The following is a 17,715-nucleotide window of genomic DNA, read 5'->3' on the forward strand; positions in this document are numbered from 1 at the left end:
CAAAGCCTTGGCATTCTTGCGCTTTGCGACAGCGCGCACTACCCACCGGGCCAGAATGACGAACCGCTTCACCAAGACCTTCACCGCGCAACCAGAGCACATCGACGAGCTCGGCCACGTCAACAACACGGTGTGGGTCCAGTGGATTCAGGACATGGCCACCTCGCACTGGGATGCGGTGGCCGAGCCTGAGCACCGGGAGCAATTCTTCTGGGTCGTGATCCGGCACGAGATCGACTACCGGGGCAACATCGCTGCAGGTCAAAGCGCAACCGGCACGACCTACATCCCGGGTGATGCTCGCGGAGCAAAATCGATGCGCGTTGTCGAGTTCACAAACGAGGCTGGAAAGCCGCTCGTCTCTGCCAAGACCACTTGGGCAATGCTTGATCGAGAGAGCGGCCGTTTGGCGCGGATCAGACCCGAAGTGCTCGCGCCTTTCGCCAGCGAAGACTAGGCAGCGGCTTTGTCGGGCTTTGCCTTCGACCGCGGCTTATCGCGCGTTGCTGGCGGCTTATTGAAGACGGTAAGCCGCTCGAAACAGGTGCGGTTCCGCCCTGCCGCCTTGGCATTGTAGAGAAGCTGGTCGGCACGGCTGTAAAGCTCGTCGAAGCCCATCAGCTGATCCGATGCGCGCGGCAGTTCGATCACACCCATGCTGGCGGTAACGGGCCGCTCGAGCCCTTCGACATCGCGGGCTATTCGCACAGTGATCGACTGGCGAAGAGCCTCGGCGCGTTCGAGCGCGCCTTTGCCGCGCAGGAGAACCACGAACTCCTCGCCGCCAAGCCGAACTGCAATGGAATCGCGTTCGTCATTGCCGCGCAGGGCGTGTCCGCAGGCAACCAGCGCCTTGTCGCCAACCTGGTGTCCGAAGCGATCATTGATCGCCTTGAAATGGTCGAGATCGATAAGCGCAAATGTGTCGAAACCCTGCGCCTGAAGATCGGCAAAACGTTCTTCCACCGCTCGGCGGTTCATAAGGCCTGTGAGCGGATCATGCGTCGACAGCTGTTCGAGCAATTCGGCCTCGGTGACTGCCGCATCGCGTTCGCGGCGGATGGCAAGGAAGCGCGATGCAATGGCGAGGCTTATCACGATCACTTCCAGCCCGACCGCCAGATAAAGCGTCTGATCGAGCTGCGATGGTCCGGCGTACACTCCAAGGCCGCGCATCATACGCTCGAGTGATGACAGGATGATCGGGGACCATGCAAAAGCCAGAAAGCGCGCCGACTTGCTGCCTCGCCAGAGCGCTTCGGCGATCGCTGCCGTGATGATGACCATCGCCGGAATGAACGTGTAGAAGTAAAGAAGATCGTCGACCGGCTGCGTCGCGTGCAATTGCAGCGCGAAGAAGCCTGGCACAAAAACCGTCCATACCCCCGTCGCGACGGTCAGTCTGCGCATGAAGCTGGACTGCGCATCCTTCTCGAGAAAATCGACCAGGAACATCGCTGAGAGCCCACAGCCGATTGCCCAGCACAGCGGCCCAGCAACCGCCATAACCCGCAAAGGCACATCGGCAAATACGGTGATCAGGCCGCCTGCAAACAGGACGTAAACGATCATCGAGGCCACCATCACTGCATGGGTGACGACGAACCTTTCTTTCAGGACAATAAAGAAGCTGACGTCGAAAAAGAGCGGCAAGACCAGCATCCCGACGACAAGCGCAAGCAGCATCATGTCGAACTGGGTCCACGAGGCGTCTTCCGGGTGAAAGCTGAGGCGCGCTTCGGTCAGGAGCGGGACTGAGTGCGGTTTGTCGATCTTGACGATGACCGCGCTGGTATCGTCCATGACCTCGGGAAGCTCGAGCCTGAAGACAGGGCCGCCGGCGAATGGCTCAGCCATGTCCTCGCTGTAGCGCAAAGTCCGTAGTGTGCCGTCTTCATCGAGGACACCGAAAGTGATTGTCTCAAAGCGGGCATTGCGCGTGAAGAAGTATCGCGGCTTTTCCTTGTCCGCCCAGCTGCGTGCATCGAACCGAATCCAAGCAGCCGGTTGGTCAGCCCGCCATCCCTTGTCTGCACAGTTCCATGATGAAAGAGCCACCATGTCGATCAATTCGACATCGGCACTGCTAGTGGAATGGCAGGCTGGTTCTACTACAGGATCATCGTGCACCGAATTTGCACGCGCGTCTGCAGGGACCAGCAAGAATGCCAGCAAGGCCGCAGCAAATGCGGCAACAAGCCTGAACGCCGGTCGGTCCATGAATGCGCGCTAACACGGTGCTGGTTACGACCCTGTTAAGCCAGTTCACTCGTTGGAGCGTGAAATTTCGAGCTAAAACAGTCCCTTGGGCAAGTGTAATCATTTGTCCTGGTTGGCGCGCTCAACTTTGCGTGCCGCCTCGTGTATGAGGCCCGGCAGTCTTGAGTGCTGCTGCCACTTATCGATGCGTCATAGCGTTGTCACAGTACCGCAATAGCGCGATGCGCAATCGTAGAAAGGGATCAGATGACGAAACGCAACCTCGCCGTTGGACTATTGGGAATTGCCGCGATCACTCTATCGGCTTGCGACGCCGGCGGTGGCGGAGCGCGCGATTCCATTCGCGCCGTGGGATCGTCGACCGTTTACCCGTTCGCCAAGCAGGTGGCCGAGAACTTCGCGCGCTCGAACCCTGAGCTCAAGTCGCCGCTGATCGAGTCCACCGGATCGGGCAACGGCATCCAGCTGTTTTGCTCGGGCCTTGGCGCGGATACGCCCGACATGGTGAACGCCTCGCGGCGCATGAAGTCTTCGGAATTCGATCGCTGTCAGGCGAACAATGTCCAGGACATTATCGAGCTGCAGGTCGGTCTCGACGGGATTGCCTTTGCCTCGAAGAATGGCGGGATCGAACTGAACCTGTCCCCCAAGATCGTCTACGAAGCGCTCGCAGCGCGCCCCTATGGCGGCGAGCAGACCACGCAGCTGTGGTCCGATGTCGACCCGTCGCTGCCTGACGATCCGATCCTAGTCTATGGCCCGCCGAGCACCTCCGGCACCCGCGATGCGTTGAAGGAGCTGGTGCTTGAAGTGGGCTGCGACACCAATCCCGAGATGAAAGCGCTCAAGGAAGAGGACAAGGATCTCCATCTTCAGCTTTGCACCGAGGTGCGTTCGGACGGCGCATATGTAGACCAGGGCGAGCAGGACAACCTGATCGTGCAGAAGATCGAGAGCAATCCGCGTGCCGTGGGGATCTTCGGATTTTCGTACCTTGACGAGAACACCGACAAGGTGACCGGCCTGCCGATGAACGGCGTCGATCCAACCTATGAAAACATCTCGAACTTCGCATATCCCGGCGCCCGCCCCCTTTACGTGTACGTCAAGAAAGCGCATATGCGCGCCATTCCAGGCCTCGACCTGTTCCTTCAGGAATGGGTGAAGAACTGGAAAGTTGACGGACCTCTTGCGGCGATTGGCCTTGTGGCGTCGCCGCCTGCCGAAATGGCAATGAACGAGCGGCGCGTGAACGAGCTTTTGACCATGACGCGCGGGGATCTGACTGGTGAAAAACCGGCAGAGGAAACCGCAGCGGCAACGCAATAACACACCCCCAATTTCGCCTACCCCCGAACAGGCCAAGACACTGGAGCAAACCATGACTCAACCAATCCTCTCCGCCCGCAACCTGCTTGTCGGTGCCTCGCTCGCCGTGCTCGCCGCATGTGGTGGAAGCGAAGTCGAAGCCGGTCCCGAACCGATCTCGATTGTCGGCTCTTCAACCGTTTATCCGTTCGCGCAAAAGGTCGCCGAAGACTATGTCGCAGGCAACGAAGGCGCCGCTGCACCGGTGATCGTCTCCACCGGCACCGGCGAAGGGATCGAAGAGTTCTGCGCAGGCCAGGGTCCTGAGACCGCCGACATCGTCAACGCTTCGCGTCAGATGACCCAGAGCGAGTTTGAGCGGTGCCGGACCAATGGCGTGTCCGACATCATCGAGGTCAAGGTGGGCCGCGACGGGATCGTCTTTGTATCCGCCATGGACGAAGGCATCGAACTCGAACTGACGCCGGGCATCATCTACAACGCGCTCGCCGCAATGCCGCTGGGCGAAGAGCAGACCGCGGAGAACTGGTCGGACGTCGACAGCAGCCTGCCGAGCGAGCCCATCATCGTTTACGGTCCGCCCGAGACATCGGGTACGCGCGACGCGCTTCTCGACGTCATCATGACCCCTGCCTGTCGCCGGAACAGCGAAATGGCAGCGCTCGAAGAAAGCGATCCAGCCCAGTTCGAGCGTGATTGCCATGAACTGCGCAGCGACGAGGCCTATCTCGACCAGGGCGAGCAGGACGATCTTCTCGTTCGCAAGGTCGCCAACAATCCGCGCGCGATCGGCGTGCTGGGCTATTCCTATCTCGACGAGAACGCAGAAAGCGTGAAGGGCCTGCCAATTGGAGGCGTAGAGGCAAGCGCTGAGACGATTGCCGACGGCAGCTATGCCGGATCGCGCGCGCTCTACATCTACGTCAAGAAAGCTCACATCGGCGTGACGCCGGGCCTTGAGAACTATCTCGCACAATGGGCGCAGAGCTGGGGTACCGAAGGTCCGCTTGCCGATATCGGCCTTGTCCCGTTGACCGACGCCGATCAGGCTGCGAGCGCTGCGGTGATCGAGGGCCAGACGGTTATGACCGGTCCTGACTCGCAGACTGAAGCCGCAGCCGAAGAAGGCTGACTTATCCCGGTCAGACTTGTGCTGGTCTTGGCTGGCGCTAGTCTGACCGCATGAGCAATCGCAAGATCGCGGCCTGGCGCGATGCCGGGCTTATCGACAGCGCCACCGCGCAGCGCCTCGTCGCTTACGAGGCCGAGCACGCGCGTCCGCTTGCACTATGGGCAGTGTTCGGCCTTGGCGCGCTCGCGATCGGGCTGGGCATCATCTCCGTCGTGGCTGCAAACTGGGAAGAGATTCCCGGCCAGTTGCGGCTTGCGGTTCACCTCGCCCTTCTCATCGGATTAAGCGCGACGCTCGCCTTGCGCGAGGGGGAGTTGGCTCGGATTTCGCCTTGGGTGAGCGAAGCGCTGCTGTTCGTTATTGCCGTGCTCGGTCTCACATTCTTCGGCCATCTGGGCCAAGTCTACCAGACCAGTTCTCCGCTCTGGAAGCCGCTTGCCACGTGGCTGATCCTGTTTGGCCCGATGCTGCTGATCTTTGGACGCAGCTGGCCTGCCGCCGCGCTGCTGATCGGTGCGAGTATTTACTGCGCATGGGACTTTGCAGCGGCCGATAGCGGCGCCCTGTTCGAACGCGAGGAAAGACCCGGCTGGTTGCTCGCCGCGATCGCAACCACGCTTCCCGGCCTGTTCGCGCCTTTCGCTGCATGGATGCGTGATCGCTCGGGCCGCCACGACTTCTGGCGTCAGCTTGAACTTGTCGCGATCACCTATGCGGTTGGCGGCGCGACGCTGTCCTGCATCGTTGCAAGCTTTGGCGGCTTCGACAGCGATTACGATCCGCTCGGAAGCGCTGGCCAGTTGGTGCGGGCTGTAGCGGCGCTCGGTTTCGGATTGTTGCTGGTGCTCGCAAAGCCGGGGCTGTCGGGACGCGTCTCGGGATTGGTCATGGCAGGATCGGGGCTGACAATCGCCCTCGCACTTGGCGTCAACGATATCGACCTGCTTGCCGCAGGCTTGTTCATGGCGCTTTGGGTGGGGATCGCTGCGGCTGCTCTCGCAATCGATGCGCGCGGAGCGTTTCAGCTTGCAGTGGCGGTGGTGGCCTTGCGGCTGATTATCCTGAGCTTCGAACTCGCAAGCGACCTACTCCTTTCCGGCTTTGGCCTGATCCTTTCGGGCCTCATGATCCTCGCCGTCGCATGGGGCGCAGTGCGCGTGTCGCAAGTCTATGCACCCGGTCGAGAGACGCAGGAGCAGACGCCATGAACCGTGCGCTTCGCTTATCAGCGCTGGTCTTGCCGCTGGTGGGCTTCGCAGCTTTGTGGGGCTGGACCGATTATGAGAGCCGGCAGGGGACCGAATGGGACGTAGAGATCAGAGGCTACGATCCGCGCGACCTTCTGCGCGGCCATTATGTCCAGTTCTCCTACGACTGGAACGGCCTCGACGACCGGCTCGGTATGGGTGACCCGCCGGCGCGGCTGTGTCTCGAAGGCGATCCGCCGGGACCGCCGCTGGTGCGGCGCATCGAAGGCGAATTTGGCGACTGCCCCTATCCGGCGGAGGCCGATTACGGCGGGGTCTACGGTTCAAACAGCCTGCTTCTAGGCAGGCTTTATGTTGGGCAGGAGCGGGCCGGCGAGCTCGACCGCGCGCTTCGCGATCCCGACATGCGCGGAGTGGTGCGGGTGAGGCTTGGCAGCAATCGTCGGCTCGTCCCGATCGACATCACCATGCGCCCTTTGACCCAGGCCGAGCGTGAGGATGCTGCCAGCGAGTAACGCTTAAATTGGATTGCCGTCCTGATCGCGGAAGATTTCGCGCCGTCCGACGTGGTTCGCTGGGCCCACCAGCCCCTCGCTCTCCATGCGCTCAATCCATTTGGCAGCCGTGTTGTAGCCGACGCCCATCTGGCGCTGGAGCCAGCTGCCGCTCGCTTTCTGGTTCTCGATCACGATCTGGCAGGCCTGGCGATACTTGCGCTCGTCCGGGTTGTCCGAAGCAGTGAACTCGTCTTCGAACGCAAAGCCGCCGCCATCTTCGGGCTCTTCGGTGACCGCATCGACATATTCGGGCGCCCCTTGCGCGCGCCAGAAGTCGGCGACCGCTTCAACTTCCTCATCCGAGACAAACGGACAGTGGACGCGCACGGTCGCGCCGGTGTTCGGCTTGTAGAGCATGTCTCCCTTGCCAAGCAGCTGCTCGGCGCCCTGCTCGCCAAGGATCGTGCGGCTGTCGATCCGGCTTGTCACCTTGAAGCTGATGCGGGTCGGAAGGTTCGCCTTGATCACACCGGTGATGACATCGACCGACGGGCGCTGCGTCGCCATGATGAGGTGAATACCGGCGGCGCGCGATTTCTGGCTCAGGCGCTGGATAAGGACCTCGATTTCCTTGCCCACCGTGACCATCAGATCGGCCAGCTCGTCGACGATCAGGACGATCTGCGGCAGGGGTTCGTAATCGAGCTGTTCTTCTTCGTAGAGCTGCTCGCCCGTATCGGGGTCGAACCCGGTCTGCACGCGGCGGCCCAAAGGTTTGCCCTTTGCGATCGCGGCGCGCACTTTCTCGTTGAACGAATTGATGTTGCGCGAGTTCACGGAGGACATCATCCGGTAGCGCTTCTCCATCTCCTCGACCGCCCATTTGAGCGCACGCACGGATTTGTGCGGCTCGGTCACCACGGGCGAGAGAAGGTGCGGGATATCGTCGTAGCTCTTGAGCTCCAGCACCTTGGGATCGATCAGGATCAACCGGCATTCGGCAGGCGTGAAGTGATAGAGCAGCGAGAGCAGAATACAGTTGAGGCCAACCGACTTACCCGAACCGGTGGTGCCTGCGACCAGCAGGTGAGGCATGGCGGCAAGGTCGGCGATGATCGGTTCGCCAGCGATATCCTTGCCCAGGATGATCGGCAGGTTGCCCTTGTGCTCGGCGAAGCTGGCCGAGGCGGCGAGCTCTTTCAGCATCACCATCTGGCGGTCGCTGTTGGGCAGCTCGATGCCCATCACGGTCTTGCCGGGGATCGGCGAAACGCGTGCCGATATCGCGCTCATGTTGCGGGCGATGTCTTCAGCAAGGCCTACGACGCGGCTCGCCTTAATACCCGGTGCGGGTTCGAGTTCGTACATCGTCACGACCGGGCCCGTGCGGACAGCCGTGATCTCGCCCTTCACGTTGAAATCGTCGAGCACGTTTTCGAGGAGGCGCGCATTGCGCTCCAGCGCCATCTTGTCGAGCTTGGGCGCGCTGTCCTCTGGTGGGTCTTCAAGAAGCTCTAGGCTCGGCAGTTCGAAATCGGCGAACATGTCGCGCTGGTTCTTCTTCGTTGCCGGATTGGCGCGTTTGGGCGGGGCCGAAGGATCGCTGATCTCCGGCGCGCGGCGAGGCGTGGGATCGGGTTTGACCTCCGCATCGGGTTTCGCCTTGCGCCGCGCCTTGGCAGCGGGGGGGGCGACCTCGTCATCTCCATCGATGAAAGTGAGCGCGGTTTCGCGGCGACCAAACGGCAAGCGCGAGAGAATTGAATTTGCGCCAGCGGCAATGAAATTGGGAAGGGTGAGCAGCGAGCGCCAGTCGATCGCGAAGATGCGGGTGAGAAGCGCCGTCGCCCCAGCAAGGCTCGCAAGCGCAGCGCCCAAGGTCACCCAGCCCGACGCGGCTTCACCTGTGCGGGCCGCGACCGCTTCAATGCCCGCTGCACCGAGCAAGCCCGAAACGCCGCCAAGCTGGGCAGGCAAGGTGCCGCCAGCGTTCTCGAACGTCAGCGACAGGACGGTGCCAAGCAGCATGATCGCAAGCAGCAGCATCGCCGTGGGCAGCCACCAGCGCGTGCGCTCACCCTCGACATCGTCCATCTCGACATCGCGCCACAGGCGGCGTGCCGAGATATAAAGCAAAGGCAGCAGCAACAGGCTTGGCAGACCAAACAGGAAGAGCACCCGGTCTGCTATCCACGCGCCCCAGGCTCCCATCCAGTTTGCAACCGAAGCGGGGTCCGCCGCCGTGGACGCGCTCGGATCGGTCTGGGTGTAGCTCGCCAGCGAGAGCGCAAGGAACACCATCGCGGCAAAAAGCACGCCGGCGCCGGTAATCTGGCCGATCCGGCGGATCGAGCGCTGCAGACCAATGCGCCAGTCGGCAGTCGGGGCTTTGCGAGTGTTCACAGCGCGGGTCGCCATGGTGGGGCTCCTTGTATGAGAACACACCATGAATCCTTGGCGACTCGGGGTCAAGGATGCTGCGGTCAGTCGAGCCTCAGCTTAATCCGTCAATCGCGGCCCAGCGGGGCCAGCCAAGCTGCTCGGCGCGGGACGTGTTCATACCGCCAAGCGCTATGACGGGGACTTTCGAAAGCGCCGCGAGCTGGCGAAACCGATCCACGCCCAGCGTATCGCCGCCCGGATGCGAGCGTGTTGGAAAGACTGGTGACAGCATCACGGCATCGGCGCCGTATCGATTGGCGTCGACGATCTCGCCCTCGTTGTGAGCTGTGGCGATCCAGCGCAGGTCAGATGTCGGGATTGCGTCCAGAGCGCCGTAAACCCCATCCGCACCCCATTCTTCAGCGGTAGAAACGCTATCCGAAACTATGGCCCAATGCCCTCCATCACGAAGCATCGGAAGCAGCGCCGCAAACCGTGTCGCGCGCTCGTCCGGCCAAAGGTGGTAGTGCCGGAAAACGAACCCTGAACCCTTCGGCAGGCGCGCAATCGCGTCCTCGAGAACAGCGTCGTTGCGGGCATCGGAAATGAGCCAGAGTTCGGGGAGGGGCTTTATATGCGCCATCGGGGCTTTATATCGCGGCCAATGGAAAACGACACGCAAAGTGCAGTAAGCCGTCTGGCCGAGGTTGAAAGCAACATCGCGCGCATGTGCAAGCCCGCCCGCCGCGAGCCTGCGGATGTGACGCTCATCGCCGTGAGCAAAACGCATCCGGCGCACAAGATCGAACCATTGCTTGAGGCGGGCCACCGGGTCTTCGGCGAGAACCGCGTGCAGGAAGCGCAGGAAAAATGGCCGCAATTGCGCGAGGCCTATTCCGGCGTCGAGTTACACCTCATCGGCCAGCTGCAATCGAACAAGGCCGAAGATGCGGTCGAGCTGTTCGATGTGATCCATTCGCTCGATCGCTCAAGCCTGCTGAAGGCGCTTGCCAAGGCAATGGACAAGTCGGGCAAGCGCGTGCCCTGCTTCGTGCAGGTCAATATCGGGGACGAGGATCAGAAGGGCGGTTGTCCGATTAGCGAGCTGCCAGAGTTTCTGGAGAAAGTGCGCGCGGCGAACGTGCCAATCGCAGGCCTGATGTGCCTGCCGCCCGCCGACACCGAAGCAGCGCCATTCTTCGCGTTTCTTGCCAAGCTTGCGAAGGATAATGGGCTCACCGGCGACGAAGGCAGCCTATCGATGGGGATGAGCGGCGATTACGAGACCGCGGTGCAGCTCGGCGCGACTCATGTGCGCGTGGGCACGGCGCTGTTCGGGGCGCGCGGGTGACGGAAGGGCCAAACGAGGCAGTCGAGCAGTTTCGCACGACTTGGCTTCCCCGGCTGAACAACGGGGCCGCCACGCTCCTCATCCATGTCGAAGGCGAGGGTGATATCGCGCCGCACGCCGTTATCGCCGATAATTTCGTGGGCGAGTTCGGATACAAACGCATCGGGTTCAATTGGGAATTGCTGGATGCGACTCCCGATGCACATGGCCCGCGCTCAGCGGAGCATCAACTGGTCGAGGCGCTGTCGAAAGATATCGCCAATCCCAGCAAGCAATGGCTCCCGGAAGAGAGCGCCCGCGCCTGTTCGAAAGAGTTTCTCGCACTGTTCGATCCCGAGGACCGAACGGTCGTCTCAAACCGCTATGACGGCCTGTGGAATCCTATTTCCAAGGCGCCGAATGAATGGGCGTTTGTCGGTTTCGACCGCCAGCTGAGCGTGTTGCTGCTCATCACCGAAGACTGACGCCGTCTAAACAAGAAAGGGCGCCCCGTTTCCGGAGCGCCCTTTCGGTGTTCGGTATCTAACCGGATCGATTAGAATTCGAAGACAGCTTCGACACCGATGTTCCGTCCGCGCTGAAGCGGCGAGAAGGTGCCTGCGCCGGGCAGCGGATCGAACGGACGGTTGATGCCGTTGGAAAGCGGACCGCCGAACGGGATCTGCGTATCGCCGCCGACCTGCACTTCGTCGAACAGGTTGCGACCGTAGATCGAGAAGCTGAGGCCATCCATCGGCGTGTTCCAGGTGATGTTGGCTTCAAGGTTGCTGATGTCCTGAACGAAACCGCGGTTGTCGTCGGTGTAGGCGAACTCATCGCGGTACTGGTAGTTCACGCGGGTGATGACTTCGCTGTCGCCGAGGAACAGTTCGTGCAGCAGGCCGACGCCCCAGGTTACTTCGGGAACGCGCGGCAGGCGCAGGTCGAGGTCGGTATCGTTGATCACGCCATCGCCCGAAATGTCGAACAGGATCTCGTCATACTCGTCGTCGATGATCCCGATGTTCGCGGTGAACAGCAGGTTGTCGGAAACACGCATGCGCGCTTCGGCTTCGAAGCCGGTGATGGTTGCATCAGCGGTGTTGAAGATCGACTGAGCCACACCCGAGACCGGGTCCGACTGGTTCACTTCGCGCTGCATGTCCTCGATCTTGGTGATGTAGGCTGCAACGTTAAGCGTGAAGGCGCCGTCCTCGGTCTGGAACTTGCCGCCGATTTCGAAGTTGTCGACCTGCTCTTCCCCGAAGAAGAAGTTGAAGCCAGGCTGCGCAACGATCGCTTCGAACGCATTCGCGTTGGTGATGCGGAAGTTGTAGCCGCCCGAACGGAAGCCGCGGGTCCAGTGACCGTAGACCTGGCTGTTCGCGAATTCGTACTGGACACCCAGCTTCGGCGACACGTTGCGGAAGCGAACTCGGTCGGAAAAGCCGTTGTTCTCGGTAGGAATGAACGGATTGACGCCAGTGGTCGGGCAGGTCTGATCCACTACCGAGCAAGCCGGGCGAGGACGCACATAGGTGACGTCTGCATCCTTGGTTTCCTGGCTCCAGCGGATACCGCCGATGACCGAGAAACTGTCGGTGAGGTAGAACTGGCCGTTCGCGAAAACGCCGAGCACTTCATGTTCCTGACGGCCGCCGCCGAAGAACGAGAGCGGCGTCGAGACCGGAATGTCGCGCACTTCGGTGTAAGCAAGCGTCTGGTCGAAGTAGAAACCGCCAACCGTGAGGTCAAAGTTGTCGGTCGACACGGCGTAGCGGATTTCGTTCGAAATCTGATCCTGCTCGGTTTCGGTGTTCGAGTGGAACAGGAACAGGGTGGTCGCGTCGATGTCGGCGTCCGTTTCCGCGCTGTAGTCGCGGTAGCCGAAGATGTTGGTCAGCGTGCCCGGTCCGATATCCAGCTCTGCGGTAAGCGAGGTGGTGAGGATCTCGGTCGAGTAGGAACCGGCATTGTCGATTGCGAAGTCGAAGCTGTCGCGCTCGAAGATGCCGCGGTTCTGTGCAGCCGGGCCATCACCGGTCGAATCGAAGTAGTCGACCTTACCCGTCAGCGTGAGATCGCCGAGACGCGCTTCGAGAGCGCCGCGAACGATGTAAGTCTCTGCCTGGCCGAAGTTCGAGCCGTCGAACTGGTTCTCGAAGTAGCCGCGATCGTTGTTGTAGTAGCCTGCAACCTTGAACAGCAGCTTGTCTTCGATGATCGGGCCCGAAAGCACGCCGCTGGCGGTGTAGTTTTCGCCGCCGCGACCGCCGTCGACGGGGCCGTCGACTGCTGCGCGGAACTTGCCGCGGAAATCTTCGGTCGGGCTGGTCGTGTTGATCAGAACCGCACCGCCGGTCACGTTGCGACCGAACAGGACGCCTTGCGGACCGCGAAGAATCTCGACGCTTTCAAGGTCGAAGATGTCGAACACGACGCCGCCATTGATGCCGAGATAGACGCCATCGACGAATACGCCGACGGTCGGATCAATCGACGGGATCGACGAGTTGATGCCGAGACCACGGATCGAGAAGTTCGCGGTGCCGCGGCTGGTGCCGATCTGGTCGAGCGATACGTTGGGAGCCTGGAAGGTGAGGCCCTGGACATCGCGGACCTTGAAGGCTTCGAGCGTATCTTCGTTGAAGGCGGTCACTGCGAGAGCGACGTCCTGAACGTCTTCCGGGTCACGCGTCTTGGTGCCGGTAACGACGATATTGCCGATAGAGTCGAGCGAGCTGGTGCGCTGCTGCGTCTGCTCTTCATCGGTCTCGTTGGTTTGGGCAAGGGCTGCAAAGGGAGTAGCAGCGCACGAGCAAAGCAGAAGCGCGGCCAGCGACCGCGCCGGGGTCTTGTAAGTCATCAATTTCCTCTCCTGACGTAGGGGAAAACGCGTCTAGAAAATCAGTAGCGCAAACGCAACCTATTTGGTTGCGCGCTTGTCGAATGTGGTCGGCGCTTTGTCCGATTGGCCACAGTCTTACGCGTTTTCGTGCAGCCTTTGTCGCTGGTCGCTCGCCGCGTCGAGCAGGCTTGCCTCAATCTCTGCGAGGCGTTCGGGCGCGGTTACTTTCGAACCCGTCAGATCTGTCACATAGAACGTGTCGGCTGCGCTCTCGCCATAGGCGGTGATGTGAGCGGACTGGACGATCAGGTTCGCCTTGTAGAGCGCATGGGCAAGCCGATTGAGCAGCGCCGGGCGATCTCGGGCGGTGACTTCGATGACGGTGAAGTGGTTCGAGGCCGAATTGTCGAAATTGACCTGGGGAGCCACGGCGAAGGCCTTCGCCCGAGAATGAGCGAGCGGACGAGCGGCCAGCTTTGGCACGAGTTCTACCTGCGCGAGCAAGGCGTCGCGGATACCCTGTTTCAGGCGGGCAATCTGGGTTTCTTCGCGAAATGGCTTCGCGTGAAGATCCTGAACCAGAAAATTGTCGATTGCATAGCCGTTGAGCGCGGTGTGAATGCGCGCATCGATGATGTTCGCGCCCGCCAGGTGAATGCCTCCGGCGATGCGATAGAACAGGCCCGGATGGTCGGCGGCGATCACGCTCACCAGTGTTGCGCCGCGTTCCTCGTCCACCTCGCAATGGATCGAGAGGTGCTCCTCTATGCGTCTGGCTTCCTCGTACTGGATGAGGTTCTTGGCGATGATGTCGACCGGCTCGGCGATCCAGAAAGCATCGGCCAGGATTTCGCCTACCTGTTCCACCAGATAGGCCTTGTCGCCAAGCGCGCCGGCCACCGCTTCGCGCTTGGCATTAACCTGTGCCTTGCGACCCTTTCGCTTGTGCCCGAGGCGCAGGCGCTCCTGAGCCGCGTCGTAAAGCTCGCCCAGAAGCTGTCCTTTCCAGCTGTTCCACGTGCCCGGCCCCACAGCGCGGATGTCGACACAGGTCAGGATCGCAAGGTTGCGCAGCCTTTCGAGCGAGCGGACCTCGCCGACGAAATCCTCAATCGTCTTGGGGTCGGTAAGGTCGCGTTTCTGCGCGGTCGAGCTCATCAGCAGATGTTGCAGGACGAGCCATTCGACCAGCTCGGTCTCTTTCTCATCAAGCCCGAAACGCGGGCACAGCTTTGTCGCCACCTGCGCGCCGAGAACCGAATGGTCTCCGCCGCGGCCCTTGGCAATGTCGTGCAGCAGCACCGCGACATAGATCGCGCGGCGCGAGGCGACCTTATGGATCTCGCGGGTGGCGCGCGGATGGTCTTTCTCGAGCAGGCCGCGTTCGATCTGCGAGAGCAGACCGATGGCCCGGATCGTGTGCTCGTCGACAGTATAGTGGTGATACATGTCGAACTGCATCTGCGCGTTGACCTTGCCAAAGTCGGGCACGAAGCGACCGAAAACGCCCGCCTCGTTCATCCATCGAAGCGCCGTTTCGGGATCCTTGCGGCCACCCAGAACGTCGAGAAACAGCGCGTTTGCACGCTTGTCGCGGCGCACCTCGGCATCAATCAGCTTCGCATCGCGGTCGGCCTGGCGCATGGTTTCCGGGTGGATTTCAAGGCCCTCGGCCTCTGCTATCTGGAAGATTTCGATCAGGCGGACCGGATCGTCCTCGAACCACTTGTCACCCGGAGCCTTGATCCGCCCGCCTTGCACCACGTAGCCCTTGAGGTAGCGCGGCTTGGCGCTCCACCCGGCGAAAAAGCCCGTGCGCGTGCGTTTCTTGGCGTGCTCATCATCGAGGTGAGCCAAGAAGACGCCGGTCAGGCTGCCGACGCGTTTCGCTTGCAGGAAGTAGTACTGCATGAAGCGTTCGACCGCGCTTTTGCCGGGGCGATCGGCGTAGTTCATGCGCTCGGCAATCTGGCGTTGCAGGTCAAAGGTCAGGCGATCTTCCGCGCGGCCCGTTAGCACATGCATGTGGCAGCGCACGGCGAGCAGGAACCCCTCCGCGCGGCGAAAACTGCGATATTCAGCCGCAGTCAGCAGGCCGACATCGACCAGATCGGCGGCGCTTTCGACGCGGTGCATGAACTTGCCGATCCAGTAGAGCGTCTGCAGGTCGCGCAGGCCGCCCTTGCCCTCTTTCACATTGGGTTCGACGACGTAGCGGCTGTCGCCCATGCGCTTGTGCCGCTGGTTGCGCTCTTCGAGTTTCTGCGTGAGGAACTGGCGTTCGTTGCCGCGCGCGACTTCGGCCCAGAAACGCTGGCGCAGCTCCTCGTATACGTCCTGATCCCCCCACACGAAGCGACCTTCGAGCAGCGCGGTGCGGATCGTCAGGTCCTCTTTCGCCATGCGCATGGTGTCGGCGACAGTGCGGCTCGAATGGCCGACCTTGAGGCCGAGATCCCACAGGAGGTAGAGCATCGCCTCGATCACCTGCTCGCACCAGGGCGAGCGCTTCATCGGAGTGATGAAGGCGATGTCGACGTCCGATTGCGGCGCCATTTCCGCGCGGCCATATCCGCCGACAGCGACAATCGCGAGGCGCTCTGCAGTTGTGCGGTTGCCGGCGGGGAAGACGTGTCTGGTCACGTAATCATGAATCACGCGGATCAGCTGATCGGTCAGGAAAGCATAGCCGACCGTGATCTCGTGCCCGGCTGAAGGCTTCTCGATCAGCCGGTCCTCAAGCTCGCTGCGCCCGTCGGCGAGCGCAGTTTGCAGCAGTTTGAGGATGTGCGGGCGCGCCTTGTCGTCATGCTCGTCGCACAGCGCGGCGATGTTACCCGTCAGCGCGCGCCGGTCGATAATGGCGCGCTGGCGAGGGACGCGGCGACTGGGAAGGCTCCAGTCAGTCACAGCGTCCCTCGCTTAAGCGAATAGGCGCGGCAGGCCCCGATATCAGGCAGCGGCAAGCTGCTTTGTGTAGGCTTCGCGCAAGCTCTTCTTGTCGATCTTCTGGGTGCCGAGGCGTGGGAGCGGTTCATCGGTTACCCAGATATGCTCTTCGAGTGGCACCTTGAAGGGGGCAATGCGCGACAGCAGGAATTCGCGCAATTGCGCAGCGCTGACGGCATCGCGTCCGTTCTTCACGCGGAAGATCGCGGCAGGCACTTCGCCCATGCGCTCATCCGGCAGGCCAAAGACCGAGCATTCGGCAATGTCGTCATGCGCGTAGATCGCATCTTCGACCTCGATGCAGGTGATGTTCTCGCCGCCGCGGATGATGATGTCTTTCTTGCGGTCGACGATGAAGAGGTAGCCGTCCTCATCGACATAGCCGAGGTCGCCGGTGCGGAAGAACTGGTCGTCGGTAAAGGCGGCCTTGGTGGCTTCTTCGTTGTTCCAGTAGCCGCGGAAATTGGCGACAGACCGGATGCAGACCTCGCCGACCTTGCCCTGTTCGACGTGATTGCCATCGTCGTCGAGGATGCCGAGTTCTACCATGGGCTGTGACGGACGTCCGGTCGAACCGGGCTTGGCGAGGTAGTTCTCGTTGAAGTTGCCGCAGCCGACCGCATTCGTTTCGGTGAGGCCGTAACCAAGCAGCGGGAACCCGCCGGGGAAGGCTTCCTTGATCTTGGTGACATGCTCGACCGGGCGCGGCGCGCCGCCAGCAGCAAAGCTCTTGCACGCAGACAGGTCGTACTTCTCGCGGTTCGGATGGGTTGCGATCTCGTAGCTCATCAGCGGCACGCCGACGAAATAGGTGACCTTTTCCGCATCCATCAAACGCAGCGCTTCTTCCGCATCCCACTTGGGCATGAGGACGAGCTTGCGAGCAATCGCGTAGCTTTGAAGGAAGAGCGGCACTTCGCCCGTCACGTGGAACAGCGGCACGGCGACCAGCGCGCAAGGCTGTGCGCTCACGTCCTCCCCCCGGCTTTCGAGCAGGATCTTGGCCATCGCGCTCTGGCTGACATAGCTCATGACGCCTGCGACAACGCCGCGGTGATCTGACCAGGCGCCTTTGGAATTGCCTGTCGAACCCGAAGTGTAGAGGATCGTCGCAAGATCGTCAGGACCGAGCTGTCCCAGCATCTGCATCGCAACCGAGCTTGCCTGATCAGCTGGAGCTTTCCAGACATTGGCAAGGCCTTCTGCCGGCGAATTGTGGTCCATCATCACCAGCTTTGCGCCGTGCTCGGTTCCTTCAAGGCGCTTGGCTCGGCCCGCATCGGCAAGCACGATCTTGCACTCGGCAAGGCGGATACCATAGGCGAGTTCTTCCCCGCCCCAAAAGCCGTTGAGCAACGTCACGCAACCGCCGGCCATCGCGATGCCCATGTACGCGATCATCCAGTTGGCCGAATTGCGGGCCGCGATGCCCACGCGGTCGCCTTTCTCGATGCCATGCTCGGTCACGAGGCTTTCCGCGACACACATCGCAGCGCCATAAGCTTCGCCGAAAGTCAGACGAACATCGCCATCGACGATGAAAGGCACGTCCTTATGCTCGTTGCAGAAGTGCGCGAAATAGTGCGCGAGCGTGGGCGGTGCGACCGTGAATGCGGGCATCGAGGTTCCGTCACGCTCATACGGCGTCGTGTGGAACGGCTGACCTTCCTTGGTCAGTTCTGCCATGATTGCTTCAAGTGCATTGTCCAGCTGTGTGGGCATGCGTGTTTCTCTCCTTGGTCTCGCCTCTTCACGGGGCGAAGTTGTCCTCTTCGATGCCGCAATCGGGGTTAGCGGCATCCCCTTGTCTCTCATCAGGC

General features: G+C 61.4%; 13 protein-coding genes. 7 read left to right on the top strand and 6 right to left on the bottom strand.

Translation table 11 applies throughout. From position 1 onward, the window contains the following. Positions 1–55: 55 nt before the first annotated feature. Positions 56–457, top strand: a complete 402-nt coding sequence (locus tag NAP1_RS13935; protein ID WP_007165961.1) for a thioesterase family protein — start codon at positions 56–58, stop codon at positions 455–457. Here NAP1_RS13935 and NAP1_RS13940 read toward each other — a convergent pair. Then, positions 454–2,220, bottom strand: coding sequence for a diguanylate cyclase (locus NAP1_RS13940; RefSeq protein ID WP_007165962.1), 1,767 nt, complete (start codon positions 2,218–2,220; stop codon positions 454–456). The genes NAP1_RS13935 and NAP1_RS13940 overlap by 4 nt on opposite strands. A 246-nt stretch (positions 2,221–2,466) precedes the next feature. On the opposite strand from NAP1_RS13940, the gene NAP1_RS13945 reads away from it, so the two are divergent. From NAP1_RS13945 to NAP1_RS16080, 4 genes are read left to right on the top strand one after another with little or no spacing between them, the layout of a single operon-like run. After that, positions 2,467–3,549 carry a substrate-binding domain-containing protein gene (locus tag NAP1_RS13945; protein ID WP_007165963.1) on the top strand — a complete coding sequence of 361 codons (1,083 nt, stop codon included), beginning with the start codon at positions 2,467–2,469 and terminating at the stop codon, positions 3,547–3,549. Between the two features lie 52 nt (positions 3,550–3,601). Next, positions 3,602–4,681, top strand: a complete 1,080-nt coding sequence (locus NAP1_RS13950; protein WP_007165964.1) for a substrate-binding domain-containing protein — start codon at positions 3,602–3,604, stop codon at positions 4,679–4,681. Between the two features lie 50 nt (positions 4,682–4,731). Beyond that, positions 4,732–5,889 (top strand): DUF2157 domain-containing protein, encoded by a 1,158-nt coding sequence (locus NAP1_RS13955; RefSeq protein ID WP_007165965.1) that lies wholly within the window; start codon positions 4,732–4,734, stop codon positions 5,887–5,889. Continuing rightward, a complete protein-coding gene (locus tag NAP1_RS16080; protein ID WP_007165966.1) occupies positions 5,886–6,404 on the top strand; it encodes a GDYXXLXY domain-containing protein in 519 nt (172 codons plus the stop codon). The genes NAP1_RS13955 and NAP1_RS16080 overlap by 4 nt, the downstream gene beginning before the upstream one ends. A 3-nt stretch (positions 6,405–6,407) precedes the next feature. Here NAP1_RS16080 and NAP1_RS13965 read toward each other — a convergent pair whose 3' ends face one another. Together NAP1_RS13965 and NAP1_RS13970 are read right to left on the bottom strand one after the other, a co-directional pair. Then, on the bottom strand, positions 6,408–8,804 hold the full coding sequence (locus NAP1_RS13965; protein ID WP_007165967.1) for a DNA translocase FtsK: 2,397 nt from the start codon (positions 8,802–8,804) through the stop codon (positions 6,408–6,410). Between the two features lie 76 nt (positions 8,805–8,880). After that, on the bottom strand, positions 8,881–9,411 hold the full coding sequence (locus NAP1_RS13970) for a thiamine phosphate synthase (protein WP_007165968.1): 531 nt from the start codon (positions 9,409–9,411) through the stop codon (positions 8,881–8,883). A 21-nt stretch (positions 9,412–9,432) separates the two neighbouring features. Between NAP1_RS13970 and NAP1_RS13975 the strand changes: the two genes are divergently transcribed. Beyond that, a complete protein-coding gene (locus NAP1_RS13975; protein WP_007165969.1) occupies positions 9,433–10,119 on the top strand; it encodes a YggS family pyridoxal phosphate-dependent enzyme in 687 nt (228 codons plus the stop codon). After that, on the top strand, positions 10,116–10,583 hold the full coding sequence (locus NAP1_RS13980; protein ID WP_007165970.1) for a hypothetical protein: 468 nt from the start codon (positions 10,116–10,118) through the stop codon (positions 10,581–10,583). Before NAP1_RS13975 ends, NAP1_RS13980 begins: the two co-directional genes overlap by 4 nt. A 71-nt stretch (positions 10,584–10,654) precedes the next feature. Here NAP1_RS13980 and NAP1_RS13985 read toward each other — a convergent pair whose 3' ends face one another. The 3 genes from NAP1_RS13985 to NAP1_RS13995 all read right to left on the bottom strand — a co-directional run bounded on the left by NAP1_RS13985 (position 10,655) and on the right by NAP1_RS13995 (position 17,617). After that, positions 10,655–12,964, bottom strand: coding sequence for a TonB-dependent receptor (locus NAP1_RS13985; protein WP_007165971.1), 2,310 nt, complete (start codon positions 12,962–12,964; stop codon positions 10,655–10,657). Between the two features lie 117 nt (positions 12,965–13,081). Continuing rightward, positions 13,082–15,856 carry a [protein-PII] uridylyltransferase gene (locus NAP1_RS13990; RefSeq protein ID WP_007165972.1) on the bottom strand — a complete coding sequence of 925 codons (2,775 nt, stop codon included), beginning with the start codon at positions 15,854–15,856 and terminating at the stop codon, positions 13,082–13,084. Between the two features lie 42 nt (positions 15,857–15,898). Next, positions 15,899–17,617 (bottom strand): class I adenylate-forming enzyme family protein, encoded by a 1,719-nt coding sequence (locus NAP1_RS13995; RefSeq protein ID WP_007165973.1) that lies wholly within the window; start codon positions 17,615–17,617, stop codon positions 15,899–15,901. Positions 17,618–17,715 lie beyond the last annotated feature (98 nt).

The organism is Erythrobacter sp. NAP1, from assembly GCF_000152865.1.
Lineage (GTDB): Bacteria > Pseudomonadota > Alphaproteobacteria > Sphingomonadales > Sphingomonadaceae > Erythrobacter.

Bases quoted from the DNA above. Each gene is read 5' to 3' on its own strand.
- NAP1_RS13935 (WP_007165961.1), top strand. From the start codon at position 56: ATGACGAACCGCTTCACCAAGACCTTCACCGCGCAACCAGAGCACATC.
- NAP1_RS13940 (WP_007165962.1), bottom strand. From the start codon at position 2,220: ATGGACCGACCGGCGTTCAGGCTTGTTGCCGCATTTGCTGCGGCCTTG.
- NAP1_RS13945 (WP_007165963.1), top strand. From the start codon at position 2,467: ATGACGAAACGCAACCTCGCCGTTGGACTATTGGGAATTGCCGCGATC.
- NAP1_RS13950 (WP_007165964.1), top strand. From the start codon at position 3,602: ATGACTCAACCAATCCTCTCCGCCCGCAACCTGCTTGTCGGTGCCTCG.
- NAP1_RS13955 (WP_007165965.1), top strand. From the start codon at position 4,732: ATGAGCAATCGCAAGATCGCGGCCTGGCGCGATGCCGGGCTTATCGAC.
- NAP1_RS16080 (WP_007165966.1), top strand. From the start codon at position 5,886: ATGAACCGTGCGCTTCGCTTATCAGCGCTGGTCTTGCCGCTGGTGGGC.
- NAP1_RS13965 (WP_007165967.1), bottom strand. From the start codon at position 8,804: ATGGCGACCCGCGCTGTGAACACTCGCAAAGCCCCGACTGCCGACTGG.
- NAP1_RS13970 (WP_007165968.1), bottom strand. From the start codon at position 9,411: ATGGCGCATATAAAGCCCCTCCCCGAACTCTGGCTCATTTCCGATGCC.
- NAP1_RS13975 (WP_007165969.1), top strand. From the start codon at position 9,433: ATGGAAAACGACACGCAAAGTGCAGTAAGCCGTCTGGCCGAGGTTGAA.
- NAP1_RS13985 (WP_007165971.1), bottom strand. From the start codon at position 12,964: ATGACTTACAAGACCCCGGCGCGGTCGCTGGCCGCGCTTCTGCTTTGC.
- NAP1_RS13995 (WP_007165973.1), bottom strand. From the start codon at position 17,617: ATGCCCACACAGCTGGACAATGCACTTGAAGCAATCATGGCAGAACTG.